Annotated in this window: 19 protein-coding genes, 1 other RNA gene and 1 pseudogene; 8 read left to right on the forward strand and 13 right to left on the reverse strand. The window is 65.4% G+C overall.

Going from position 1 to position 23,318, the window contains the following annotated elements; translation table 11 throughout:
• A complete protein-coding gene (gene rsmH, locus LRP30_RS35205; protein ID WP_249757794.1) occupies positions 1-990 on the reverse strand; it encodes a 16S rRNA (cytosine(1402)-N(4))-methyltransferase RsmH in 990 nt (329 codons plus the stop codon).
• Positions 991-1,435: 445 nt separating this feature from the next.
• On the opposite strand from rsmH, the gene LRP30_RS35210 reads away from it, so the two are divergent.
• On the forward strand, positions 1,436-2,299 hold the full coding sequence (locus tag LRP30_RS35210) for an N-acetylmuramoyl-L-alanine amidase (protein ID WP_206734844.1): 864 nt from the start codon (positions 1,436-1,438) through the stop codon (positions 2,297-2,299).
• Positions 2,300-2,454: 155 nt separating this feature from the next.
• On the opposite strand, the gene LRP30_RS35215 is transcribed toward LRP30_RS35210, so the two are convergent.
• Together LRP30_RS35215 and LRP30_RS35220 are read right to left on the reverse strand one after the other, a co-directional pair.
• The gene (locus LRP30_RS35215; protein ID WP_249757795.1) at positions 2,455-3,687 is read right to left on the reverse strand and encodes an RNA polymerase sigma factor; all 1,233 of its coding nucleotides are present in this window, start codon (positions 3,685-3,687) and stop codon (positions 2,455-2,457) included.
• Positions 3,688-3,763: 76 nt separating this feature from the next.
• Positions 3,764-4,117 (reverse strand): YciI family protein, encoded by a 354-nt coding sequence (locus tag LRP30_RS35220; RefSeq protein ID WP_091879244.1) that lies wholly within the window; start codon positions 4,115-4,117, stop codon positions 3,764-3,766.
• 150 nt (positions 4,118-4,267) lie between these two features.
• Between LRP30_RS35220 and rnpB the strand changes: the two genes are divergently transcribed.
• Positions 4,268-4,748, forward strand: an RNA gene (rnpB, locus tag LRP30_RS35225) — RNase P RNA component class A.
• Between the two features lie 296 nt (positions 4,749-5,044).
• On the opposite strand, the gene LRP30_RS35230 is transcribed toward rnpB, so the two are convergent.
• Positions 5,045-5,473 (reverse strand): DUF983 domain-containing protein, encoded by a 429-nt coding sequence (locus tag LRP30_RS35230; RefSeq protein ID WP_249757796.1) that lies wholly within the window; start codon positions 5,471-5,473, stop codon positions 5,045-5,047.
• A 79-nt stretch (positions 5,474-5,552) separates the two neighbouring features.
• Here LRP30_RS35230 and LRP30_RS35235 point away from each other — a divergent pair, with 79 nt between their 5' ends.
• Positions 5,553-6,923: a PLP-dependent aminotransferase family protein gene (locus LRP30_RS35235; protein ID WP_249757797.1), complete on the forward strand. Its 1,371-nt coding sequence runs from the start codon at positions 5,553-5,555 to the stop codon at positions 6,921-6,923.
• Between the two features lie 5 nt (positions 6,924-6,928).
• On the opposite strand, the gene LRP30_RS35240 is transcribed toward LRP30_RS35235, so the two are convergent.
• Entirely contained in the window at positions 6,929-7,189 is a 261-nt protein-coding gene (locus LRP30_RS35240; protein WP_164934369.1) for a hypothetical protein, read from the reverse strand.
• Between the two features lie 229 nt (positions 7,190-7,418).
• On the opposite strand from LRP30_RS35240, the gene LRP30_RS35245 reads away from it, so the two are divergent.
• The gene (locus LRP30_RS35245) at positions 7,419-8,162 is read left to right on the forward strand and encodes a sulfite exporter TauE/SafE family protein (protein ID WP_249757798.1); all 744 of its coding nucleotides are present in this window, start codon (positions 7,419-7,421) and stop codon (positions 8,160-8,162) included.
• Positions 8,163-8,259: 97 nt separating this feature from the next.
• Here the strand turns inward: LRP30_RS35245 and LRP30_RS35250 are convergent.
• The 4 genes and pseudogenes from LRP30_RS35250 to LRP30_RS35265 form a co-directional block, all read right to left on the reverse strand.
• A pseudogene (locus LRP30_RS35250) lies at positions 8,260-9,664 on the reverse strand (MATE family efflux transporter).
• 53 nt (positions 9,665-9,717) lie between these two features.
• Positions 9,718-11,517: an ABC transporter ATP-binding protein gene (locus tag LRP30_RS35255; RefSeq protein ID WP_249757799.1), complete on the reverse strand. Its 1,800-nt coding sequence runs from the start codon at positions 11,515-11,517 to the stop codon at positions 9,718-9,720.
• A 481-nt stretch (positions 11,518-11,998) separates the two neighbouring features.
• Entirely contained in the window at positions 11,999-13,582 is a 1,584-nt protein-coding gene (locus LRP30_RS35260; RefSeq protein ID WP_249757800.1) for a DHA2 family efflux MFS transporter permease subunit, read from the reverse strand.
• Positions 13,583-13,790: 208 nt separating this feature from the next.
• Positions 13,791-15,107 carry an HlyD family secretion protein gene (locus LRP30_RS35265; RefSeq protein WP_249757801.1) on the reverse strand — a complete coding sequence of 439 codons (1,317 nt, stop codon included), beginning with the start codon at positions 15,105-15,107 and terminating at the stop codon, positions 13,791-13,793.
• A gap of 198 nt (positions 15,108-15,305) precedes the next feature.
• On the opposite strand from LRP30_RS35265, the gene LRP30_RS35270 reads away from it, so the two are divergent.
• Both LRP30_RS35270 and LRP30_RS35275 read left to right on the forward strand, forming a co-directional pair.
• Positions 15,306-15,938: a TetR/AcrR family transcriptional regulator gene (locus LRP30_RS35270; protein WP_249757802.1), complete on the forward strand. Its 633-nt coding sequence runs from the start codon at positions 15,306-15,308 to the stop codon at positions 15,936-15,938.
• 54 nt (positions 15,939-15,992) lie between these two features.
• Positions 15,993-16,334, forward strand: coding sequence for a DUF6665 family protein (locus LRP30_RS35275; protein WP_128937786.1), 342 nt, complete (start codon positions 15,993-15,995; stop codon positions 16,332-16,334).
• Between the two features lie 109 nt (positions 16,335-16,443).
• Here the strand turns inward: LRP30_RS35275 and LRP30_RS35280 are convergent, their stop codons facing one another.
• Positions 16,444-17,655 carry an extensin family protein gene (locus tag LRP30_RS35280; RefSeq protein ID WP_249757803.1) on the reverse strand — a complete coding sequence of 404 codons (1,212 nt, stop codon included), beginning with the start codon at positions 17,653-17,655 and terminating at the stop codon, positions 16,444-16,446.
• 345 nt (positions 17,656-18,000) lie between these two features.
• On the reverse strand, positions 18,001-18,681 hold the full coding sequence (locus LRP30_RS35285; protein ID WP_249757804.1) for a DUF2147 domain-containing protein: 681 nt from the start codon (positions 18,679-18,681) through the stop codon (positions 18,001-18,003).
• A gap of 383 nt (positions 18,682-19,064) precedes the next feature.
• Here LRP30_RS35285 and LRP30_RS35290 point away from each other — a divergent pair, with 383 nt between their 5' ends.
• Together LRP30_RS35290 and LRP30_RS35295 are read left to right on the forward strand one after the other, a co-directional pair.
• Positions 19,065-19,862, forward strand: a complete 798-nt coding sequence (locus LRP30_RS35290) for a DUF2147 domain-containing protein (protein WP_249757805.1) — start codon at positions 19,065-19,067, stop codon at positions 19,860-19,862.
• A 296-nt stretch (positions 19,863-20,158) separates the two neighbouring features.
• Positions 20,159-21,550: a FecR domain-containing protein gene (locus tag LRP30_RS35295; RefSeq protein ID WP_249761906.1), complete on the forward strand. Its 1,392-nt coding sequence runs from the start codon at positions 20,159-20,161 to the stop codon at positions 21,548-21,550.
• Positions 21,551-21,804: 254 nt separating this feature from the next.
• Here the strand turns inward: LRP30_RS35295 and LRP30_RS35300 are convergent, their stop codons facing one another.
• Both LRP30_RS35300 and asd read right to left on the reverse strand, forming a co-directional pair.
• Positions 21,805-22,365 (reverse strand): NUDIX hydrolase, encoded by a 561-nt coding sequence (locus LRP30_RS35300; protein ID WP_249757806.1) that lies wholly within the window; start codon positions 22,363-22,365, stop codon positions 21,805-21,807.
• A 63-nt stretch (positions 22,366-22,428) separates the two neighbouring features.
• Positions 22,429-23,292: an archaetidylserine decarboxylase gene (gene asd, locus LRP30_RS35305; protein WP_249757807.1), complete on the reverse strand. Its 864-nt coding sequence runs from the start codon at positions 23,290-23,292 to the stop codon at positions 22,429-22,431.
• Between the last annotated feature and the right edge of the window lie 26 nt (positions 23,293-23,318).

The raw sequence follows: 23,318 nt of genomic DNA on the forward strand, positions 1-23,318 counted from the left end.
CTAGCCACCCCTCATGACGTCGGAGAGCCTTGGCCAGGACGATGGCTCGCCATCTTCATGTGCGGGCGCCGAGGTGCGCTCGGCGGCACGCAGCTTTGCGGAGCGCGCACGCGGGTTATGCGCCACTTCGTCTTCACCGGCGACGACCGGCCGCCGCGTCAGCAGCTGGAAGCTCGGCGCGGCCTGCGCGACTTCCGGCAGATGCCGCGAGCCGCCGCCGCTCTTGGAACGTGAGGCGAGAAAATTCTTGACGATGCGGTCTTCCAGCGAATGGAACGAGACCACGACGAGGCGGCCGCCGGGCTTGAGCACGCGTTCGGCCGCAGCGAGCGCCGTCTGGAGTTCCTCGAGCTCTTCGTTGACGAAGATGCGCAGCGCCTGGAACGTCCGCGTCGCCGGGTGAATGTCGCCGGGCTTCGAGCGCACGACCCTGCCGACGAGATCGGCGAGCGCGCGCGTGGTCGTGAACGGCCTCTCCTGCCGATCTGCAACGATGGCACGGGCGATGCGCCGCGAATGCCGCTCCTCGCCGAAGAGATAGATGATGTCGGCGAGATCGCCTTCGGAGGCACGCGCGACGACGTCCGCCGCGGTCGGGCCCGCCTGCCCCATCCGCATGTCGAGCGGACCGTCGAGACGGAAGGAGAAGCCGCGGCCGGCCTGATCGAGCTGCATCGAGGACACGCCGACATCCATCACGATGCCATCGACGGTGTCGACGCCCTGCGCCGCGCAGACTTCCGCGAGGTTGGAGAAGCGGTCTTCGACCAGCGTGAGCCGGCCGGCGGAGCGTTCGACGAGCTCGGCACCGCCAGCGATCGCAGTACGATCGCGGTCAATCGCAATGAGCCGGGTTCCCGGCACGTCGAGAATGGCACGGCTGTAGCCGCCGGCGCCGAAAGTGGCATCGACATAGATGCCACCTTCGCGCGGGGCGAGATGGTCGATGGCCTCGCGGCCGAGAACCGGAATGTGCGGAGCCGAGCTCATGCGCCACGCCTGCCGAACGCCCAGCCTGACGTCGATGCCAGATCGGGAACGAAACAGCCCATGACGCCTCGAATGATTCTGCGTCGCGGCGGTTCCACGACAAGGCCCTCGTCCTACATGATTACCGAGTCCGGTCGTCCCGGGCGGCAAACCCAGTGTTCCCAGCGAATTTTGTCGGGCAGCCATGGGATTTCGAGCCAAAAATACGCTTTGGCCGCCTCCGGACGCGGGTCGGCACTTCATCTCTCAGTAACGGCCCTTAGCGTTAAGAAAGCGTTGATCGGCTCGCGACAAGTCTAAAAGGTGACGTCGTGGTGATGCTTCATCCACACACATGCGCCAAAATGCATTCGTTAACCGCGGCGCGCGATTGCGCGCGGCCGAGGGTAAAGGAATAGTAAAGAGAAGGGCTTGGCCCACACTCTCCGTCCAACTCGAGCTGTCCATGCCGTCCGGTTCGTCCACGCCGTCTGGATCTGATTCGAAGCGTCAACGCGTTCTGCCGGTTCCCAAGGCCGCTGCAGGCATGCGGACGTTCGATCCGGATTCCTCGATCGTCTCCGATATCATCCCTTCGCCGAACCATGGCGAGCGCGCCAAGGGACGGCAGCCGGACATGATCGTGCTGCACTACACCGGCATGCCCGATGTCGAGGGCGCGCTGGCGCGGCTGTGCACGGCGGGGACTGACGTGTCGGCGCATTACGTCGTGCTGGAGGACGGCCGCATCGTGCAATGCGTGCCCGAGGCCAGGCGCGCCTGGCACGCCGGCGTCTCGTCCTGGGCCGGCGAGGACGACATCAACTCCTGCTCGATCGGCATCGAGATCATCAATCGCGGGCATGACTGGGGCTATCCGGAGTATCCACTGCGCCAGATCGCCGCCGTGATCGCGCTGTGCCGCGGCATCATGCTCCGCCGCAAGGTGCCGCCGCACCGGGTGCTCGGCCATTCCGACGTCGCGCCCGCGCGCAAGAAGGATCCCGGCGAAAAATTTCCGTGGCATTCGCTTGCCAATTCCGGCGTCGGCCACTGGGTGACGCCCGCCCCGGTCGTGCGCGGCGAGACCTTGATGCTCGGCACCATCAGCGACGCCGTGCTGAGCATGCAGCAGGCGCTCGCCAGATACGGCTACGGCGTGCCGCTGACCGGCAAATACGATGCCGCGACCATGGAAGTCATCACCGCCTTCCAGCGCCACTTCCGCCCGGCGCGGCTGGATGGCGTCGCCGATCATTCGACGCTGTCGACATTGCAGGCGTTGCTGGCGAGCCTTCCGCAAGAGGGGACGCCTGTCGCGTCGAAGTGACGACGACGGCCACATACCTCGTCATTGCGAGGAGCTTTTGCGACGAAGCAATCCAGACTGTTCCGGCGGAGAGACGCTGGATTGCTTCGCGGAGCCTGTCATCGGGCCGCGCGTCGCGCGGACCCGTTGGCTCACAATGACGGAGCTCGTGGCGACTATCCCATCTCCCTCACCCGTCGCGCATACAGCCGCCGCAACGGCTCCAGCTGCGTCGCCTCCGTCGCCGCCCGATACGCCTCGCGCGCCTCGTCCTTGCGGCCGAGCCGCCGCAACAGATCCGCGCGCACCGCGGGCAACAGCTCGTAGCCATCAAGCCCGCCGCGCGCGGTGATCGCGTCGACAAGAGCGAGCGCACGTGAAGGTCCATCGACCATCGACACCGCCGCGGCATGATTCAGCTCGATCACCGGCGAGGGACTGATGCGCAGCAAAACCTCATAGAGCCCGGCAATCTGCCGCCAATCGGTCTCCTCAAAGCTGATCTCGCGCGCATGCAGCGCCGCGATCGCGGCTTGCACGGCATAGGGTTGCGGCCGGCCCGGCAGGCGCAGCGCGTCCTCCACCAGGAGCAGGCCCTCCTCGATCTGCGCGCGATCCCACAGCGAGCGATCCTGTTCCTCTAGCAGCACGATATCGCCGGCCGGTGTCTCGCGCCCGCCGCGGCGCGCATCGTGCAGCAGCATCAACGCCAGCAGGCCCTTGATGCCGGCACGATCGGGCATCAACCGGTCGAGCAGGCGGCCGAGCCGGATCGCCTCGACGGCGAAATCGGGCCGCATCAGGCCCGTCCCCGAGGTCGCCACGTAGCCTTCGGTGAAGACGAGATAGATCACGGCGAGCACGCCGTCGAGCCGCAGCGCCAGCGCGTCGCGCTCCGGCACTTCGTAAGGAATACCGGCGAGACGGATCTTCTGCTTGGCGCGAACGAGGCGTTGGGCCATCGCCTCCTCGCTGACGAGAAAGGCGCGCGCGACCTGCGCGGTGGACAGCCCGCAGACGGTGCGCAGCGTCAGCGCGACCTGGACTTCGGCTGCGAACGCGGGATGGCAGCAGGTGAAGATCAACCTGAGCATGTCGTCGTCGAGCATGGCCGGCGGCTCGTCAGGCGCTTGCGCGTTCAGCTCGAGCTCGTGCACCAGCGCTTGTTGCTTGCCGCGAAAGATGGCCTGGCGGCGAACGCGGTCGATCGCCTTGTTGCGCGCGACATTGACCAGCCAGGCGCGCGGATTGTCGGGGGCCTCACATGCCGGCCAGCGTTCCAGCGCGACGGCAAACGCATCCTGAAGCGAATCCTCGGCGAGATCGAAATCACCGACGAGGCGGATCAGCGTGGCCAGCGCCCGCCCCGCCTCGTCACGGAAGATGGCTTCGATCTCGGAAGGGGTCATGTCACACGATCACTCTCCTCCCGTCATTCCCGGGCGCGGCAAGGCCACGAGCCCGGAATGACGAAGGTGAGAGTTGTCACTTCTCATACACCCAGATCGGCCGCACCTCGATCGACCCGATGCGCGCGCTGGGAATCCGCGCCGCAATCTCGATCGCGGCGTCGAGATCCTTGGCCTCGATCAGATAGTAGCCGCCGAGCTGCTCGCGCGTTTCCGCGAACGGGCCGTCGGTCGTCAGCGTCTTGCCGTCGCGCACGCGCACCGTGGTCGCGGTCGTGGTCGGCCGGAGCCGATCGCCGGCCTTGAAATTGCCGTTCCGGATGATGGATTGCGTGAAGGCCTCATATTCCGCCGACATCTTCTGAGTGGTTCCCGTGTCAATCTTCGCGTACTCGGCCTCGTTCTGGTAGATCATCAGCAGATACTGCATCGCTTCACTCCTGTTGTTCGGCTCTCTCGCCGGCATCCAGTCGAACGGGGCACGCTCCAAACGACATCTTCAGGATAAATTATTTCGGGCCAAGCGTGCGCGGCGATATCGGCTTGACGGAACCGTCACAAATGCTCCATGCGTAGACCGTCAGTCGGCCGGACGGCCGCTCCGGCAGGGGCCGAAAGGCCGCCGGGGAGGAAAGTCCGGGCTCCCTTGACATGCGGTGCCGGATAACGTCCGGCGGGGGTAACCCCAGGGAAAGTGCCACAGAAAACGAACCGCCCGCCTTCGCCCCTTCGGGGCTATGGCGTGACAAGCCCGCGAGGCTCGCCACGCCGAAGCAGCGCAAGCTGCATAGGCGGGTAAGGGTGAAAAGGTGCGGTAAGAGCGCACCGCGGATCCGGCAACGGAGCCGGCATGGTAAACCCCACCGGGAGCAAAACCGAATAGGGACGGCGCAGCGGGCTGTTCGCGCAAGCGATAACGCCGCGGGGCGATGTCAGGCCCGCCGTCCGGGTAGGTTGCCCGAGGCCATGTGCAAACATGACCCCAGAGGAATGGCCGTCACGTACCGTTCGCGCAAGCGGACGGTGCCCTACAGAACCCGGCTTACAGGCCGGCTGATGTTCTAAAGCGTTTTCGAGCGAAGTGGGTTTCCGGTTCGCGTGAAGAAAACGCGTCTTGCTAAGGAAGCAACGAGGGGTTCGGCGTGAATGCGCCGGGCCCCTCACCATTTTAGGGGCAAGCGCAGCCATTTAAATGGTGTCATTCCGGGGTAAATGGTGTCATTCCGGGGCGCGAAGCGAGAGCCCGGAATCCATCGGACGGCACAGTTGGTGGAGGAATGGATTCCGGGTTCGTGCTGCGCACGCCCCGGAATGACGATGTAGCGGCCGACCGCGCGATGTAGACTCTGTCGCCGCGTCAGGCCGCGCCCGTATTCGCCTTCACGAGGACGGGTGCGAGCTCGCCGGCCTCGCGCCGCAGCTTGCTCGCCTCGAAACCGTGCATGCCAAGCTGCCATTGCAGCCCGACGATGGCGCCCTTGGTCGGTTGCAGTAATGCGAGCGACGCGAACAGGGTCACCGGCAGCCACACCGCGAGTTGCAGCCACTCCGGCGGCGCGTAGGCCGTCTCGACCGCGAGGATGGCCGGCACCACGAGATGGCCGACGATGACCATCACGAGGTAAGCCGGAAAATCATCGGCGCGTTGGTGGAACAGCTCCTCGCCGCAGTGGTCGCAAGCGTGAGCCACTTTCAGGAAGCGGCCGAACAGGTGCCCTTCCCCGCAATTCGGACATTTGCCGCCGAAACCGCGCCACATCGCCTTTGCCAGAGAGACCGTCGCCATGACCACACCTCTTCCTTTTCAACGGTCCATACAATAATATATTGCATCCATACATTCAAAGGATGTGAGCCTATATTGCATGGATTGGACCCCTACAATCTCGGAGCTCTCGGGCCCGCGCTACCAGCGCATCGTCGAAGCCATGGAGGCCGACATTGCCGCAGGGAGGCTGGTGCGCGGCCAGCAATTGCCGACGCAGCGGGCACTCGCAAAAGCACTCGGCATCGATCTCACCACGGTGACGCGCGCCTACACCGAAGCCCGGCGCCGCGGCATCATGGAAGCCCGGGTCGGACAGGGCTCGTTCGTGTCGGAGACCAGCGCGCGCCGTGCGGTCGACATGCCGCATCCCGTCGCGATTGATCTCTCGATGAATGTGCCGCCGCATCCGCTGGAGGCGCAGCTCGACGAGCGCATCATCGCCGGAATGGAGTCCATCCGCGCGCAATCGGGCCTGACGGCGCATCTCAACTATCAACCGCCCGGCGGCAGCGCGCATGAGCGCGAGATCGCAGCGCGCTGGATGCGCGCACGCGTTCCGCATGCACATGCCGACAGGCTCGTGATCTTTCCGGGCGCGCAAACGATCCTGTTCAACGTGCTCGCCCATCTCGCGCGGCCCCGCGAAATCGTGCTGACGGAAGCGCTCACCTTTCCCGGCATCAAGGCCGCCGCCGCACGGCTCGGCGTCAAGCTCGTCGGTGTCGCCATGGATGACGGCGGCATCCTGCCCGACGCGCTGGCGAAGGCCTGCCGCGCGCACAGCCCGAAGGCCGTCTATCTCATTCCGACGCTGCACAATCCGACCACGGCGACATTGTCCGCCGAGCGGCGGAATGCGATCGCAAAGATCATCAGCGATGCCGGTACGACGCTGATCGAGGACGACGCCTACGGGCTGCTCGATCGCTCGGCATCGCCGATCGCGAACCTCATTCCGGAGCGGACTTATCTCGCGACCACGCTGTCAAAATGCATCGCGCCGGCGCTGCGCGTCGCCTATTTGCTGGCGCCCGACAACGACGCGCAGCAGACGATGCGCAGCCATCTGCAGGCCACCGTGCAGATGCCGGCGCCGCTGATGGTCGCGCTGGTCACGCATTGGATCGAGACCGGCATTGCCGACCGCATCATCACCGCCATCCGCAACGAGGCAGTCGGCCGCCAACAGCTCGCGCAGCGGGCGCTGAAGGGGTTTCAGTTCCTGGCCAAGCCGGCCGCTCATCATCTCTGGCTACGGCTGCCGGAGGCCCGGTCCGATGTCGTGGGGCATCTCTTGCGGAATGGACTCGCGGTGGTCGACGGCGAAGCCTTCACCGTGGACGGAACACCGCCTCATGCGGCGCGCCTCTCGCTGGGCGCAGCGCGCAACCGGGCGGAATTGACCGAGGCGCTGCACATCCTGGTCAGCGCGCTGCAAAAGCGCACCGACACCAGGCAGATCGTCTAGACTCTTTATTGATGATGACGACGGTGGCGTGGGCGAACCACCGGCGCAACGGCTGCAGGATAAGCCGCATAGGCCTCGCTCGGGGCCACCGCCTCGCCGCGGGCTGCGCGCCCCGCGGGCGTGAGCTGGCCGCCATTGAGCACATCGCGGTCGGGATGCGCGGCCTGATAGGCTGCAGGCTCGGAAAACTGCGCCTGCGCCAATGTCGGCGTCAGGGCGGCGGCCGATAACAGCGCGGCCGCAACGGCAATGTTCATGCGGGTCATGATCATGCTCCATCATCTCATCAGGGACGGTGCGGCGTGACGCCCGGCAGGCCCCAAGATTAAAGTACGAGCGTCATGTAGGCACGTCTTCCGCGAACGCCCGCCGCTGGGGATCACGCTTGCGTGCGGTTTTGAAATTGACCTTCGCGGCCGCATCTGTGCTATGCGCCAGATGACGATCAAAAGCGGGATCGCGCTCGGCATCGCCGCTAACGACAGGAAATGATTGGTGGAAACGTCCACTTACGCGCTGCTGCTGTTCGGCGCGCTGGCCGGCGGCTTCGTCTCGGGACTGGCCGGCTTCGGCACGGCGCTGATGGCGCTCGGCATCTGGCTCTATGTGCTGCCGCCATCGCTCGCGGTGCCGCTGGTGCTGATCTGCTCGGTGATCGCGCAGACCTCGACGCTGCCGTCGATGTGGAAGAGTTTCGATCTCTCGCTGGTCTGGCCGTTCCTGATCGGCGGACTGATCGGCGTGCCACTGGGAACGATGATGGTCGCCTCGGCCGATCCAAAAGTGTTCAAGCTGAGCGTCGGCGTGCTGCTCCTGATCTTCTCGAGCGCGCTGTACTTGAATAAGAGGCCGCTCGCGATCAAGTTCGGCGGCCGGATCGCCGACGGCGCGATCGGCTTTGCCGGCGGCATTCTTGGCGGCCTCGCCGGACTGTCGGGCCCGCTGCCGATCCTGTGGGCCAACATCCGCGGCTGGAGCAAGCACGAGCGACGCGGCATCTTCCAGCTCTTCAATTTCACGGTGCTCGCGACCGCGCTCGCGTTGCAGACCGCGTCGGGCCTTGTCGAACTCAAAGTGGTCTGGCTCGCGCTGGTCGCGTTTCCGGGCACACTGATCGGCGCATGGGCAGGCGCGCGGGTCTATCACGCCCTGAGCGACAAGCATTTTGGCGATGTCGTGCTCGGCCTCCTATTTCTGTCGGGCCTCGGCCTCGTCTGGAATAGTGTTGGCACGCACTAAAGCATGATCCGGAAAAGTGCGTAACGGTTTTCCGAAAGGATCATGCTCAAACAACAACCTAAAGCGCGATGACGATTCATCCTAATCTCATCGCGCTTTAGGCGGGCACGCGTGCGGGAGGCGCGACTGGCTCGGCCCCCGCCTGCTCCATGGGTTGCTCCGGACGGGGCGATACCAGTCGCTTCATGAATTCGCGGCGCAACAACCACAAGCTCAGCGCAGCCTGGAGCGTCGTCGCAGCGATCGACAAGTACCACACGTGCTCCATGCGGAAGCCCGGCCGCGTCGACAGCCAGATCGCCGGCAGCATAAGTGAACACGCGCGTCGCCGAGCTCAACAGCACCGGCTTGGTGTTACCGAGGCCCTGGAACATGCTCGAGCAGGTGAAGATCAGACCCTGCGCCACCATGTTGAGCGAGATGATCCGCAGGAACAGGAAGGCGATCTCCATCGTCTCCCTGTCGTTCGAGAATCCGGCGAGCAGCAGTTCCGGCTTCAGCTGCGCAAGAATCATGAAGCCGATCATCACGACGGTGGTGATCAGCGCCGCCTTGACGAAGGTTTCGCGCACGCGCGCGCCGTTTGCAGCGCCGACGTTCTGGCCGGCGATCGGCCCGGCCGCCAGCGCGACCGCGAGCGCCGGCATCTGGATCAGGCCGAGCACGCGCTGTCCGATGCCGAATCCCGCCTGCGCCGCCGCGCCGAAATCGCGCAGCACGTAGTAGACCACCGCCATGAGGATGAACATCATCGCGAATTCGCCGCCGGCGGGCAGCCCGACATTGAGGATGCGCTTCAAATGGCGCGGCTGCGGGCACCACTGCGTCGCGTCGAACGCGACGTAGCGCTCGACCTTGCGGAAGTACGCCAGCAGCATCAGGACGCCGATCGCCACCGCGATCGAGCTTGCCAGCCCCGCGCCGGCAACGCCGAGTGCGTAGCCCGTGCCCCAGCCCGCGATCAGCACCGGCGCCAACGCAATGTTGATGACGACCGCGAGCGCCTGCACCAGCATGGCGGGACGCACGATGCCGGTCGCGCGCAGCGCAGACGCCATCACCTGTGTGGCGAATTGCAACGCGAGCGCCGGCATGAACCACAACAGATAGATGGTCCCCGCCTCGATCGTCGCCTGGTCCGCGGCAATCGAACGCATGTAGAGGCGCGACAATGCTGCTCCCATGGCCAGAGTCAGCAAGCCGAACAGCACCGACAGCGCGATCGCCTGGTTGAAGATCAAATTGGCGTCCTGCCGATCCTTGCGTCCCACCGCATGTGCGATCAGCGCAACGGTGCCAACGCCGAGCACCTGCATCAGCGCGTTGACGAGAAATCCGGCGTTGCCGGCCGCGGCGACGCCCGCGACCGCCGCATCGCCCAGTCCCGAGACGAAGTAGAGATCGACCAGCTGGCAGACCATGATCGTGACCATGCCGACCATGATCGGCGGCGCCATGTGCAGGATGTGGCTCACGATGGAGCCGTTTGTCAGGTCTTTCATGTCAGTCCATCCTTGGCGCCGTAACATTGGGACGTTCGCCCCGGCCGCGCGCCTCATTCCGCTGCTGCGATCTGCCCGAGCTCCACCACCTGGCGCTCGAACAGGCCGCGATAGATGCCGCCCGGCTTGGCCGCGAGCAGAGCATGCGTGCCCTGCTCGACGATCTCGCCGCGGTCGAACACCAGGATGCGATCGAGGCTCCTCACCGTCGACAGCCGGTGCGCGATCACGATCGAGGTGCGGCCCTTCATCAGCCGCTCCATCGCCTCCTGGATCAGGGCCTCCGATTCCGAATCGAGGCTTGAGGTCGCCTCGTCCAGGATCAGCACCGGCGCATCCGCCAGGAACGCGCGCGCCAGCGCCACGCGCTGCCGCTCGCCGCCCGACAGCTTCACACCGCGCTCGCCGACCAGCGTGCCGTAGCCCTTGGGCAGGCGCAGGATGAAGTCGTGCGCATTCGCAAGCCGCGCCGCCTGCTCGATCGCCTGCAGGCTGGCACCCGGACGGCCATAGGCGATGTTCTCGGCTAGCGAGCGGTGGAACAGGATCGGCTCCTGCTGCACGATCGCGATCTGGCTGCGCAGCGATTGCTGCGTGGCCAGCGCGATGTCCTGGCCGTCGATCAGCACGCGGCCGCCGGAGACGTCGTAAAGCCGCTGCACCAGCTTGACGAAGGTCGTCTTGCCGGAGCCGGAGCGGCCGACGAGACCGACCCGCTCGCCGGCGCGGATCGTCAGCGACAGCCCGTCATATAGCGGCGCGCGATGGCCGCCATAATGGAACGTGACGTCGTCGAACACGATCTCGCCGCCCTCGATCGCGATCGGCCGCGCGTCGGAAGCATCCGCAATGCCGATCGGCTCGTCGTGGATCGCCACCAGCTCGTCCATGTCGTTGACCGAGCGCTGAAGGTTGTTGATGTGCATGCCGACGTCGCGCAAGTAGGCGTGGATGACGTAGTAGCTCGTCAGCACATAGGTGACGTCGCCGGGCGAGGCGTGACCTGACATCCACAGCAGCACCGATCCGCCGATCACGGACGCGCGCAGGCACAGCAGCAAGGAAAGCTGCGACATGGCCGTGTAATTGTAGCGCAGCCAGGTCCGCCGCACGCGCACGCGCCAACGGCCAACGACGCGGGCGAGCCGCGCATCCTCGCGCGCTTCGGCACCGAACGACTTCACCACGGCGTTGCAGGTCAGCGCATCCGCCAGCGTGCCTCCGACCTTGGTGTCCCAGGCATTGGAGACGCGGGCCGCCGGCGCGATGTAGCGGGTCGAGAACACCACCGTGATCGTGACGTAGAAGATCGCCCCGAGCGCGATCACCAGGCCGAGCGAGGCCCAGTGCACGCCTATCAGGACCATCGAGCCGATCAGCACCAGCAGCGAGGGCGCCAGCGCCAGCAGGATGGTGTCGTTGAGCAGGTCGAGCGCCCACATGCCGCGCGTGATCTTGCGCACCGTGGAGCCTGCAAAGGAGTTCGCGTGCCAATCGGTCGAGAAGCGCTGCACGCGCGTGAACGCGTCCTGCGCAACGTCCGACATGATCTTCAGCGTGAACGGCACGATCGCCTGGAGCCCTGCGAGCCGCAGCACCACCGAGGCCGCGCCGAGCGCCACGATGGCGCCAAACGCGACCAGCGCCGCCTGCCGCGCATCGGGATCGGTCGGACCGCGGGTCAGCGCGTCGATCAGGTGTCCGGAGAAGACCGGCATGAACAAATCGGCGCCGGTTGCGCCCAATAGGCCGCCGGCCACGACGAGGCCGCGCCCCGGCTGCTTCAGCCAGTGCCGGAATACGAAGGGCAGCACAACGCGAATCGCGGCGGGCTTCTTGGACAGAGCGGTCATGGCATCATCCGGCCGCTTCGCGCGGGCCGGCTCCATCGATGGACGCAAGTCGGCCGAAGGCCGCAACGGCGTCACGTAAGACTGATTTTGACTTGGGAGGCGAAGCGATCGGGGCGCTTGGTCGAAACCTTGGCCCAATCGAAGCTGGCGGAAGAGGCCTCTAACAGGCCGCGTACATACCGAGCCAGGAGATCATCGAGCGCGGGCGTACGATCTGCGATTGCGACGAAATCATGCAAATCTCTCCCCGGTTCGAATGAATGAAGTGCGCTTTATAGATGTGTCGTTCGCGATTTGCAACGGGGCTCGCGCGAGATCACGGATGAGTGTTGCAATTTGGTGCGGCTTTGGTGCGCATCAACGCCGTCATGCCCCGCGGAGGCGGGGCATCCAGTATTCCAGAGGCGGTAGTGTTTCAATCGATAAGCCGCGGCGTACTGGATCGCCCGCCTTCGCGGGCGATGACATCGAGAGTGCCGCGTCAATGCGCGTCGCCGCCGCCGGTCATCGCGGCCGGCTTGTTCAGCAACGCGACCAGCAGGCTGAGGCCGAGATAGAACAGCGTCAGCATGAAGAAGGCGTCGCCGAAGCTCATCACCACGGCCTGGCGGTGCACGAGCTGGGAGAGCTGTTTCATCGCCATCAGCGTGGAATCGCCGAGCCCCTGGAATTTCTGCATGAACATGGTCAGGGTTTCGGTCGCGGTCGCATTGCCCCAGGTCACGCGCTCCTGGAGGCGCGTGATGTGCAGATCGGTGCGATCGTTGAGCACGGTGTTGATGATGGCGAGCCCGACCGCGCCGCCGAGATTGCGCATCAAATTGAACAGGCCGCTCGCGTTCTTCACCCGATCAGGCGCCAGCGTGCCGAGCGCGATGTTGTTGGTCGGCACCATCGCGAACATCATGCCGATGCCGCGCAGGATCTGCGGCACCAGCAGCTCGTAGAAATCATAGTCGCGGGTGATCCAGGTCATCTGGTAGGAGCCGATCGCGAACACGACGAGGCCGAACGCGATCATGTAGCGCATGTCGAACTTCACCATGAGACGGCCGACCAGCGGCGCGACCAGGAACATGGTGATGCCGGAGACGAACATGGTCTCGCCGATCATCAGCGCGCTGTAGCCGCGCACTTCGGCGAGATAGCGCGGATAGATATAGGTCAGGCCATAGAGGCCGATACCGATGCAGAACTGCAGGAGGCAGCCGATCGCGAAGTTGCGGTTGGAGAAGGTGCGCAAATTGACGATCGGCTCGGCCGCCGTGAAGACGCGCCAGAAGAAGGCGATCGCCGAGATCGCGCAGATCCAGGCGCAGATCGCCACCGAAGTGTCCTGCAGCCACTCATACTGCGGACCTTCCTCCAGCACATATTCGAGCGTGCCGAGAAAGCCGGCCATGAACAGCAGGCCCCACCAGTCGAAGCGGTCGAGCAGCTCGAAATGCGGCTCGTCGAAATCGACCAGCGCCAGCACGCCCAAGGTGATGCTGATGCCGGGCACGACGTTGATGAAGAACAGCCAGTTCCACGACATCAGGTCGGTGATGTAGCCGCCGACGGTCGGCCCGATGGTCGGGGCCAGCGTCGCGACGAGACCGATGATGGGACCGACGATGTGGAATTTCGTGCGCGGGAAGACGGTGTAGGCCGAGGCGAACACCGTCGGAATCATGCCTGCGCCGAGGAAGCCTTGCAGCGCGCGCCAGAGGATCATCTCCTCGATCGTGGTTGCGAAGCCGCAAAGCAGGCTCGAGAAGGTGAAGCCGGCGGCCGAGATCGCGAACAGCAGCCGCGTGCCGAAGGCGCGCGACAGAAATCCCGACAGCGGGATCGCGATCACTTCGGCGATCAGATAGGCAGTCTGGACCCAGGAGACTTCGCTGGAGCTCGCCGACAGGCCGGCCTGGATCTCGCTCAGGGAGGCCGAGACGATCTGGATGTCCAGGATCGACATGAACATCCCGAACACCATGATGATGAAGGCAAACAGCCGCTTCGGCGCGATGCGCTCCGAAGCGGGATCCGCCATCATGGCAGGCGAAGCGGTGGTGGCGTTAGCCATGGTGTCAGTTCGGGCTCGAGCAGGGTGCGAGGTCGGTGAACCTCTCCCGCTTGCGGGAGAGGTCGCGTAGAAGGCGCGGGTGAGGGCTTTCTCCTCTAGGGGATTGTCCCGTTGCGGAGGCACCCTCTCCCCTGCCCTCTCCCGCAAGCGGGAGAGGGAGCGCAGCTGCACTCGGAGCTAGAGTGTCGCGGCTCATGAGTGATCAATCCTACTGCGGGTGGATCGCGGTGGGATCGTCGAGATCGACCTCACTGTCGGCGTCGGCCGCACCCTTGTTGGTGTCGACGGTGGCGTAGACCGACATACCGGCGCGGAGCAGGTTCTGCTTCGCCACTGACTTCGGCACGCGGATACGCACCGGCACGCGCTGCACGATCTTGGTGAAATTGCCGGTGGCATTGTCAGGCGGCAGCAGCGTGAACACCGAGCCTGCGCCCGCCGCGATGCTGTCGACCACGCCCGAGAACTTGCGCATGCCGTAGGCATCGACCTTGATCGTCACCGGCTGGCCGGGACGGATGCGCTTGAGCTGCGTTTCCTTGAAATTGGCGTCGATATAGACGGCATCGAGCGGCACGACGTTGCCGAGGCGCTGGCCGACCGCGACGAAATCGCCGGCGCTGACCAGGCGATTGGAGAACGTGCCGTCGACAGGTGCGCGGACCGCGGTGAAGCTGAGGTCGCGCTCGGCCTTGGCGAGCGTGGTCTTGAGCTCGGCGAGCTGCGCCTGCGCTTCGGCCTGCTGCGCCTTGGCGACGTCGACATTGCTGACCGCGACGTCGTAGGCGGCCTGCGCAGCCTTGACCGCGGCGGCGCCCTGATCGCGTCCGGCTTCCGAGCTCTCGAAGGTGGCGCGCGAGGCAAAGCCCTTGTTGCTCAGCGCCTGCTGACGCTCATAATCGAGATCGGCGCGCTTGAGGCCCGCCTCAGCCGAGACGAGCTGCGCCTTGGCCTGCGCGACCTGGCCTTCGAGCGCGGCAACCTGGCGGCCGATGCGATCGATCGTGGCCTGCTGGGTCGCGATCTTGGTCGCGGCGGCATCGACCGCAATCTTGTAGTCGCCGTCGTCGATGCGGAAGACGACGTCGCCGGCGCGAACCGGCGCGTTGTCGCCGGCGAGGATCGAGGAGATGTGACCGGCGACGCGCGCGCCGAGCATGGTGTTGTTGGCGCGGACATAGGCGTCGTCGGTGGAGATGTAGAAGCGGCCGACCAGCGTGTAGTAGCCGGCATAGCTCGCGACCCCGAGCGCCAGCAGCAAGCCGACGCCCATCAGGACGAATTTGCGCTTGCCGGATTTGGGCACGCCGGCAGCAGCGCTATCGGCAGGTACAGCCGGGGCCGCCCTGTCGGTGGCGGGCTTCTCGGACACCTCGGTGGTGCGGCGCCTGGTTTCCTCGGCCACATGAGCGCGCAATTGCTCGGCCAGGACGGCGGGCTTCTCGGTCGCAGCGTCACCGCCGGTCTGCTCGTCCACCGCTTCCTGGCGAAGAACGCGCGCGGCCTGGTCTCTCGATACGGCCATAAAGGCCTCCCCAAAAAAGCGCGACCCAAGGGCAGGCCGTCCTGCGGCCTGTTCCCTCTCGCTCATCTCAAGTATCATTGACCGAACCGTTCGGTCAATCTACATTAAATTCCTGTCCCGGGACCTAAGGGCTCGAATCCTTTATTTGCGCTTCATGGCGTCAGACCCGATCCAGAAACCTTCCGAGACCCTAAACCAATGGTTGTAGCTGCCAGCGAACATCTGCACGTCGTCCATGAGGAGGACAGCTCCAAGCGCCGCCAGATCCTGGACGGTGCCCGCAAGGTGTTCATGGCGCTCGGTTTCGACGGGGCCAGCATGGGCGAGATCGCGCGCGCCGCGCAGGTCTCAAAGGGCACGCTCTATGTCTACTTCGCCGACAAATGCGCGCTGTTCGAAGCCATCCTCGAAGAGGAGGCGCTCCAGCACGGCCAGGTCGTGTTCAATTTCGATCCCGCGCGCGATGCCGAAATCACGCTGAAGGAGTTCGGCCGGGCCTACATCCATCTGCTCTGCCGCCCAGGCGGTGGATCGGCGATCCGCACCGTGATGGCGATCGCCGAGCGTATGCCCGACGTCGGCCGCCGCTACTATGGGCGAGTGTTGGACAAGACCATCAACCGCCTCTCCGAGTATCTCAGAGCCCATGTCGCCTCCGGTGATCTCGAGATCGACGATTGCGATCTTGCTGCCTCGCAATTCATGGAACTCTGCAAGGCCTCACTCTTCCTGCCCTTCGTCTTCCAGGCCGCACCTGCACCATCGGAACAACGGATGACCGAGGTGGTCGACAGCGCGACGCGGATGTTCCTGGCGGCGTACCGGAAGTAACGGCAAGCAGGCGGCGCGTTGCGCAGGCCGGCGCCGCGGCCTTATATTGCGGCCATGTCTCGTGATCTTCGCCCGCCGGTCGATATCCTCCATTATGAGATCGTCCAGGAACAGGCCTCGGCGCTCGGACGGATGGGCCGCGCTCTCGAACAGACGCTGACGCGCCTGCGCGAGTTCGACGCCGCCCACGCGCTCTCGGACACACCGGCCTCGTTGCAACCGGCGAGGCGCAAGCTGGTCGCGGAAGCCGGCCAGGCGCTCTGGATGTTCGTGGTGCAACGGGAGGCGTCCGGCTTGCGCGACAGCCGCCACATCATGCGGACCTACAACGTCCCCGGCGAGGTGCAGCGGTGCATGGGGCTGGTCCCCGTGCTGTCGAAGCCGACTTCGAAATGATCTGCTAATTAGGTCGAACTACGCCCATCGTAGCCCGCATGGAGCGAAGCGGAATGCGGGGATACCTGTCCCGGATTGCGCGTCATCCGGCTACAGGGTTTTGCAAGCCTCAATCGTCGGCGTACTCGTCCTCTTCGCGCTTGTGCGCGGTGCTCTTGCGGCCGAGCGAACCGGTCACGGAAGGATCGCGCGCGTTCGCATACGGACTACGTGACTGCGCACGCGCGGCGACCTCTTCGCCGGAGACGGCGGCGGGCTGGCAGATCAGGCGACGGCTGGCGCGGCGCATCAGGTCGACGTGGATGTGATCGTAGTGATAGACGTTGGAGCCCGGTGCGAGCACCGTGGTGAAATGCGCGCAGGCGCCGGACTGCACGTCGCGCAAAAACCCCTGCTCTTCCGGCATGCCGCGCCAGCCGTCCTTCACCGTGACGCGGCGGCCGTCGGCGAGCACGAAGGCGGATATGTCGAGCGCATTGCCGAAGGCGTGCTCGGAGATGTGGGCGCGCGAGTTGCCGTTCATGCCGCGGCAGGAATAGGCGGAGATCTGCTTGATCTCGGCGACGCGGACGCCGAACCAGCGCATGGCCGAGGGCTGTACGGTGTCGGCGAGCCAGCGGTCGAGCTCGGACACGATCGGACAGGCCAGCGTCGCAGTCGGCTTGATCGCAACGGGACCGACGGCGGTGACGGGATTACCCTGCGCCGGGCCAAGACGCGGCAGCGGCTGCTGCGCGGGCGCCTGCGAGTAAGGTGCCCGACCGGCGGGCCGCGCCGGATAGCTCGGCGCATTCATGTAGCGCGCAGCACCCGCGGCATCAGTGCCCTCGGGTGGCAGGTCGATCTCGTCTTCCTGCGGTGCCACGCCGGGCGCGCTCAGCGACATCGGTCCGGTTGAGCTGCCATAGCCGGAAGGCTGTTGCACCGCGCTCTCGGGGTAATTCGATCGCTGCGGATAGGAGGGTGCCGGATAATTCTGGCTCTGCGGATAGTTCGATCGCGGCTGCGTCACCGGCCAGCGCGGCTGGTTGCCGATATTCCCCGGCGGACGTAGTTCCTCGTCGGCAAAGCCGTAGCTGCTGGAGGCTTCGCCGATGGCGCCGACCTTGAGCGGAAATTCGGCGCCGCACTGGCCGGGGCCGGAGATCGGATCGATGCGGACGATGTCCGCACTCTCCTTGACCGCTCCCGATTTCAGGCACGCCGCTTCCGCCTCGGCCCGCCACGGTTCGCGTTCGGCCTGAAAGAAGCCGCGTCCGCAACCCGCTAGCGAAACAAGGACGATGGAGCCGACGAGATACAAACGAACTCCGCGCGTCATGAACGCACGTTCGGCGAATTTACTTAAAGACTCTTCAACGTGTCGATTTCAGCCTTCCTTAACCATGCCGGCCCACGCGCGCCGAAATGCTGCAAGGACTGAGCGACAGCAAGACTGCCTTTTTCGGCAAGAGACTTTCTGTTAACCATAAAGCACTCGCGCGCAAAGCGGCGCGACTGCGGGAGCGATCTCATGACGTTCGCCGGCAGACTGAGCGTTATCGCCGCGTACCTTGCCATAGCCTTCGTCGGCGCCATCGTGCTCGGCATGATTTAGAGACTCATCAACCGCACTCGCAGCCCCCTCTCCCGCAAGAGGGGAGGGATAACGGCATATCGCGAAGAGCTACGACCGCTCACTCCACTGCCGCGACGTCGTGATCAGTTGCTCCTGCCGCTCCTCAACACGCGTCCAGTCGTTGCCGGAGCAGAAGAAGCGGCCGAGCGCACAGGCTTCGATGTGCAGCTTGCCGGAGCTCTTCAGCATCATCGTCGCGTAATAGGTGTTGCCGCTGGAGCGGCTATAGATGCTGCCGCTCCAGACGTCGTGCGATTTCGGCTTCATGTTGACGAGAACGCTCTCGCCTCGGTTTGAGGCCTCGGTCAGCGCGTAACCGCACAATGCCGGTCCGCAGCGCTCGATGCGGACGGTGCCGTTGGCGCCGGCGCTCTCCCATTCGCCGAGCGGCGTATAGCCCTCGTCGTCGCTGCGCTGTGCGAGTGTTGCGGTCTGCTTGATCTCGGGCCTCGGAACGATGACCGGCGGCTCGATGCGCGGCGGATCGAGCGCAACGATCTTCGGCAGATCTTCGCGCTGGAGATCTACCCGCGGCATATGAGTGCTCGACGCCTCGAGTTTTGGCGCCGGCGGCAACACAACGGGCTGCGACGTCGTCGCGGCAAGGACGGGAGGCGCCGGTGGCGGCACGACTGCAGTCGCTTGTGGCGGCCGGACCGGCGCCGCCGGACAAACCGGTTGCGGTGCCTGGACCATCGGCGCGGACGCCGGGCGCGAGGCCGAGGTCATGCTGACGTCTTCTGTCGGCCGGAGGCTGCGACTGGACATCGAAACACAGGAAGCAGATCGGCAATTGCGCGGTGCCTCGACATGAATCCGGTGGCCACCGATAGAGAAAGAATAGGAACCGGCCTGGGCGGCGGGCGCAATCGCCATCAAGGCGATCAATGTGCCAAGCGAAGTCGCAAGCCGCTGCATCGACGCCTCCCTCTGTGTCGCGGCGACGTTACGCGGGAGAACGATGGCCGAATGTGCGCCGGCTCACGCAAGCCGCCGCAAGCCGGCGTGACGTTTGTCACGGAAGACAGGACGGCACCGTCGTAGGGTCGAACCACGCTCAGTCACCAGCGACATCAGTCCATACCGGGACCAGGCCATTTTCGGAGGTTGTCATGAACAAGCTGGCCATCGCCGCCACCGCGCTCTTCCTTGCTTCGACCGCCGCCGCGCATGCCGGCAATTCGATCTCGTTCCAGTTCGAAGGCCAGCACATCCGCATCGAGACGCCGCGCAACTGCGCCTCGCTCAATTGCGTGACCATCGTCGCGCCGGGCCTGTCGGACAAGCCGATCAAGCTGAACAACATCAACCTCAAGGGCCTTGGCGGCTCCACCGACGATGAGGTCGACACCACGCCGGCTCCGGCGACCACGACTGCGCAGCCCACGCCGGCTCCGGTGCAGCAGCAGCCCGTGCCGCAGGCGCCGGTCCAGGCGGCTGCGCCCGCCGCGCCGGCCGTTACTGCTCCTGCCACCCCCGCAGCTCCCGCAGCAACGGTTGCCGCCGCTCCGTCCGTCGGCGTCGACAATACGCAGCCCGCGCCGGCTCCCGTTGCCGCGCCCGCTCCCGTCGCTGCTGCTCCCGCGCCGGCCCCGGCTCCGGCTGCCGCAGTGCCTGTGGCGGCACCGAACTCGCCGATCGGCGTGTGGGCGACCGAAGAGAACAAGGGCAATGTCCGTGTCGAGCAGTGCGGTCCCAATCTCTGTGGTTACGCCGAAAAGACCAACGCGCGCATCCTGATCAACATGAAGCCCGAAGGCTCGAAGTGGAGCGGCCGCATCCACGATCCCGATTCCGGCCGCAATTACGACTCGACCATCGCGATGAAGGGCCCGAATGCAATGCGCGTGCAGGGCTGCGCCTTCGGCGGCATGTTCTGCGGCGGGCAGACCTGGAAACGCGTGAGCTGACACTGAAGGCGTCACACCGACAGGCAAGCACAAGTCATCGTCATGCCCGGGCTTGTCCCGGCCATCCACGTTCTTCGAACCGCGCGCCAACGTGGATGGCCGGGACAAGCCCGGCCACGACGGTGAGGAGATGCCGGAGCCCATAACACTGGCATTGCTCGCGACCTGGTCTTGTGGACACGACGTTCGAGCATTCGCTCCCCCCTGCCACACATGTTCATCCGCCATTCAGCTGTCCCCGGCTGAAATCCGCAGCTCTCGCCTCGCGTTCTCACCGGGATCTCCTCGTGACTTCATTGGCAGCCTGGCGCCGCTTCGTGTTTGCGCTCGCCCTGCTGGCCTTGCCGCTGGCCGGCGCGGGCGCGGCATTCGCATCCGATGCGATGGAGTTTGCGCAGGCGCAGCCGCAAGCACAGCCGATACCCACACCCTCCCCGACACCGTCGGCCTCGCCTAGCCCCGCGACAGACGCGCAGCCCGCCGCCGTCGAGCCGATCGGCAACGTCGCGACGGTGACGGGCATCGCGACCGTGATCCGCGACAAGAACTCGTATCCGCTGCGCGTGCGCAACGACATCTATCTCAACGACGTCGTGCAGACCTCGTCGAACTCCTCGCTCGGCATCACCTTCAACGACGCCACCACGTTCAACCTCTCGGCCAGCGCCAGGATCACCATCGACAATTACGTCTATGAGGACGGCGGCAAGCAGAACGCCGCGATCTTCGACGTCGGCAAGGGCACGGTCGCTTTCGTTGCCGCAGCGGTGGCGAAGACCGGCGACATGAAGATCACGACGCCGACCGCGACGCTCGGCATCCGCGGCACCACTGGCGTCGTCGACGTGCCGGAAGGCGCGGCGGCGAACAGGGCGAGCAACGTCAACATCAAGCTCTATCCCGACGCCGACGGCCGGGTCGGGCACATCGACGTCGACGACCGCAGCAGCGGCGCGCGGCTCGGCGCGCTGACGCAAGCAGCAAGCGGTTTTGCGATCCGGCCGGGTGCAGGCGGCGCCGGCGGCGTCATGCGCTTTGCCGCGGTGCCGATCACGATTCCCCCGCAGCAGATCGCGCGCGACCGCGGCTTCGTCAGCCAGGTGCATCTGGCGCAGACCACGGGCCGGCAGATCGTCACCGAGCAGCGCGACTTCCGCCGCGCCAATCCCGGTGCGCTCAGCCGCATTCCGCGACCGCTCCAGCCGCAACAGCAGCAATTGCGGCCGACCACGCCGCCAAGCCAGCAGCCGCAGAGGCCGAAAGGCCAGCCCGGCCAGAACAACCGTCCAGGTCAACAGCAGCCGGGTACGCCGGGCCGGCAAGGCGCGCAGCCGCCGCAGCGGCAGGGCCAGGGCGGCACGGTACAGCCGGGCGGCCAGCGCGCGGGTCAGGGGCAACAGCAGCGACAAGGCGAGCAGCAACAGAGACCGCTACATCGAGACCAGCAAGGCGCGCGTCCGCGGCAAGGAGCGCCACGCACCGAGCAAGGCATGCAGCCCGGTGGCGTACAGCAGCCGCAGCCGCAAGCACCGCGCACGGGATTGCGGCCTGGCCAGCCAGCACAGCCACCTGCGGCCCAACAGCCAGGCGACATCCAGCGCCAAGGCGGCTTCCAGCAGCACCTCCCTGGCGCACAACGCCCCGCAGCGCCGCGCAAACCGGCGCCGAAGGAGAAGGAGCGACGGTGACTCTTCCTTCTCCCCTTCGTGTGCGCGAAGCTGCATCGTCAGCGCGGCGGCGGTTCTGAGGAAATCGTGCGAAAGAAGCCCGCTCCGCCGCCTCCCCGTCATTGCGAGGAGCCCTTGCGACGAAGCAATCCAGAATCTTTCCGCGGAGAGATTCTGGATTGCTTCGCTGCGCTCGCAATGACGACTTGGAACGAGCTGGCGTTACCGCAACCACCCTAACTTGCAGATACCGTTTTGCCCAGCACGCGGCGCGCTCATGCGTCGCCGCGGAGCCACGCCTTCACTTTCTGCAACAAACCATGCCGCAATTCATCGACCGACGCGGCCTCGACAGGTGTCAGCTTCTGCAGGGCCGCATCGATACCGTCGGGCACAGGCGGCGTCGGCTCGGGAGCGGCCGCCAGCCCCGCAGTCGCGAGGGCGATCGGACCAACGTGTGTCAGGAACGCGCGCTCATACTCGCGCGAGAGGCGGGCGATCGCATCGTCCAGCGTCAGCCAGTCGACCGCCTTGATGTCATTCATCAGCTTGCGGACCGGGCCGCCGTCAGCCTCCATCCGCCAGAAATGCACGACCTTGGAGCGCCCGCCGGACTGATAAACGAGCGTGCCCAGAAATTCGTGCACGGCGACATCGTGGCCGGTCTCCTCCAGCACCTCGCGATGCGCGGCCTCCTTGGGCGTCTCGCCGTCGTCGAGCTTGCCCTTGGGCAAGACCCATTCATTGCGCTTGCGCTGGCGCACGACTGCAATCAGCGGCGTCGAACCACGCCGCAGCACGATACCACCCGCCGCCATCACCGGCGCCCGCGCCATCGCTCGTATCCAGTATCGTTATCCCCGCGCACGATATAGGCGGCGGGCGCGGCGGATTGAAGGCTACTTTCTGTTCAGCAGCGCCTGGCCTGCGCGAATGCGCGTGCCCTCGGTGATACCATCGCAGAACGTAAAATCGCCTGGCGCCAGGATGATGATGGTCGAGCCATGCTCGAACCAACCAAGCTCCTCGCCCTTGGTCACGTTGACGTCGCAAGGGAAATTGACCGGACCGCGGGTCTGCGCGTTCAGCACCATGTCGAGGAAGTGCAGGCGGATGCTCGCGACCAGGATGGCGGCGACCGGCACCAGCGTCACGGCTTCGCCGGTCGACAAATGCGTGCGGATCACCGCGCGCTCGTTCTTGCAGAACAGACGCTCGACCCGCTTCAGCGCGATTGGGTTGACGTTCCAGACATCGCCATGGATCAGCGTGACGCGTTCGATATGCGCATCATAAGGCGCGTGGAAGCGGTGATACATGCTCGAGGTCAGCCGCAGCGTGACGAAGGAGCCGTTGCGGTGCTGGTCGACCAGAGCGGAATCACCGACGAGGTCGAGCAGCGAATATGGTGCACCCTTGACCTGAAACAGTTCGGTGTCGGCGATCCGTCCATGGGCGCCGACAATGCCGTCCGAGGGGCTGGCAACGATCGCCGGGTCCGGATCGAACGGCCGCAGGCCCGGCTTGAGCTCCCGGGTGAAGCAGTCGTGCAAGCTTTGGAAATGCGTCTTGCGCGCCTCCGACAGATCGAGATCGGAGAACAGCTTCCACAGCGCGATCGAGACGTCCCGCACCAGCGGGTTCTCGACCTTGGAGAACCAGCCCATGAAGCGGGTCAGCGCTGCCCGGGGGATACGGTTGGTCAACAGGAAGTTGAGGTCTTCCTGCTGGGTGAAAGAGGCGATGAGGGCTTTGACTGTCATGAATCTGTCAGCTCGCAGTATTAGCG

The organism is Bradyrhizobium sp. C-145 (genome assembly GCF_023375135.1).
Taxonomy (GTDB): Bacteria; Pseudomonadota; Alphaproteobacteria; order Rhizobiales; family Xanthobacteraceae; genus Bradyrhizobium; species Bradyrhizobium zhanjiangense.

Excerpts from the sequence above, each read along its gene's own strand:
- rsmH (WP_249757794.1), bottom strand. The coding sequence starts at position 990 with ATGAGCTCGGCTCCGCACATTCCGGTTCTCGGCCGCGAGGCCATCGAC.
- LRP30_RS35210 (WP_206734844.1), top strand. The coding sequence starts at position 1,436 with ATGCCGTCCGGTTCGTCCACGCCGTCTGGATCTGATTCGAAGCGTCAA.
- LRP30_RS35215 (WP_249757795.1), bottom strand. The coding sequence starts at position 3,687 with ATGACCCCTTCCGAGATCGAAGCCATCTTCCGTGACGAGGCGGGGCGG.
- LRP30_RS35220 (WP_091879244.1), bottom strand. The coding sequence starts at position 4,117 with ATGCAGTATCTGCTGATGATCTACCAGAACGAGGCCGAGTACGCGAAG.
- LRP30_RS35230 (WP_249757796.1), bottom strand. The coding sequence starts at position 5,473 with ATGGCGACGGTCTCTCTGGCAAAGGCGATGTGGCGCGGTTTCGGCGGC.
- LRP30_RS35235 (WP_249757797.1), top strand. The coding sequence starts at position 5,553 with ATGGATTGGACCCCTACAATCTCGGAGCTCTCGGGCCCGCGCTACCAG.
- LRP30_RS35240 (WP_164934369.1), bottom strand. The coding sequence starts at position 7,189 with ATGACCCGCATGAACATTGCCGTTGCGGCCGCGCTGTTATCGGCCGCC.
- LRP30_RS35255 (WP_249757799.1), bottom strand. The coding sequence starts at position 11,517 with ATGACCGCTCTGTCCAAGAAGCCCGCCGCGATTCGCGTTGTGCTGCCC.
- LRP30_RS35260 (WP_249757800.1), bottom strand. The coding sequence starts at position 13,582 with ATGGCTAACGCCACCACCGCTTCGCCTGCCATGATGGCGGATCCCGCT.
- LRP30_RS35265 (WP_249757801.1), bottom strand. The coding sequence starts at position 15,107 with ATGGCCGTATCGAGAGACCAGGCCGCGCGCGTTCTTCGCCAGGAAGCG.
- LRP30_RS35270 (WP_249757802.1), top strand. The coding sequence starts at position 15,306 with ATGGTTGTAGCTGCCAGCGAACATCTGCACGTCGTCCATGAGGAGGAC.
- LRP30_RS35275 (WP_128937786.1), top strand. The coding sequence starts at position 15,993 with ATGTCTCGTGATCTTCGCCCGCCGGTCGATATCCTCCATTATGAGATC.
- LRP30_RS35280 (WP_249757803.1), bottom strand. The coding sequence starts at position 17,655 with ATGACGCGCGGAGTTCGTTTGTATCTCGTCGGCTCCATCGTCCTTGTT.
- LRP30_RS35285 (WP_249757804.1), bottom strand. The coding sequence starts at position 18,681 with ATGACCTCGGCCTCGCGCCCGGCGTCCGCGCCGATGGTCCAGGCACCG.
- LRP30_RS35290 (WP_249757805.1), top strand. The coding sequence starts at position 19,065 with ATGAACAAGCTGGCCATCGCCGCCACCGCGCTCTTCCTTGCTTCGACC.
- LRP30_RS35300 (WP_249757806.1), bottom strand. The coding sequence starts at position 22,365 with ATGGCGCGGGCGCCGGTGATGGCGGCGGGTGGTATCGTGCTGCGGCGT.
- asd (WP_249757807.1), bottom strand. The coding sequence starts at position 23,292 with ATGACAGTCAAAGCCCTCATCGCCTCTTTCACCCAGCAGGAAGACCTC.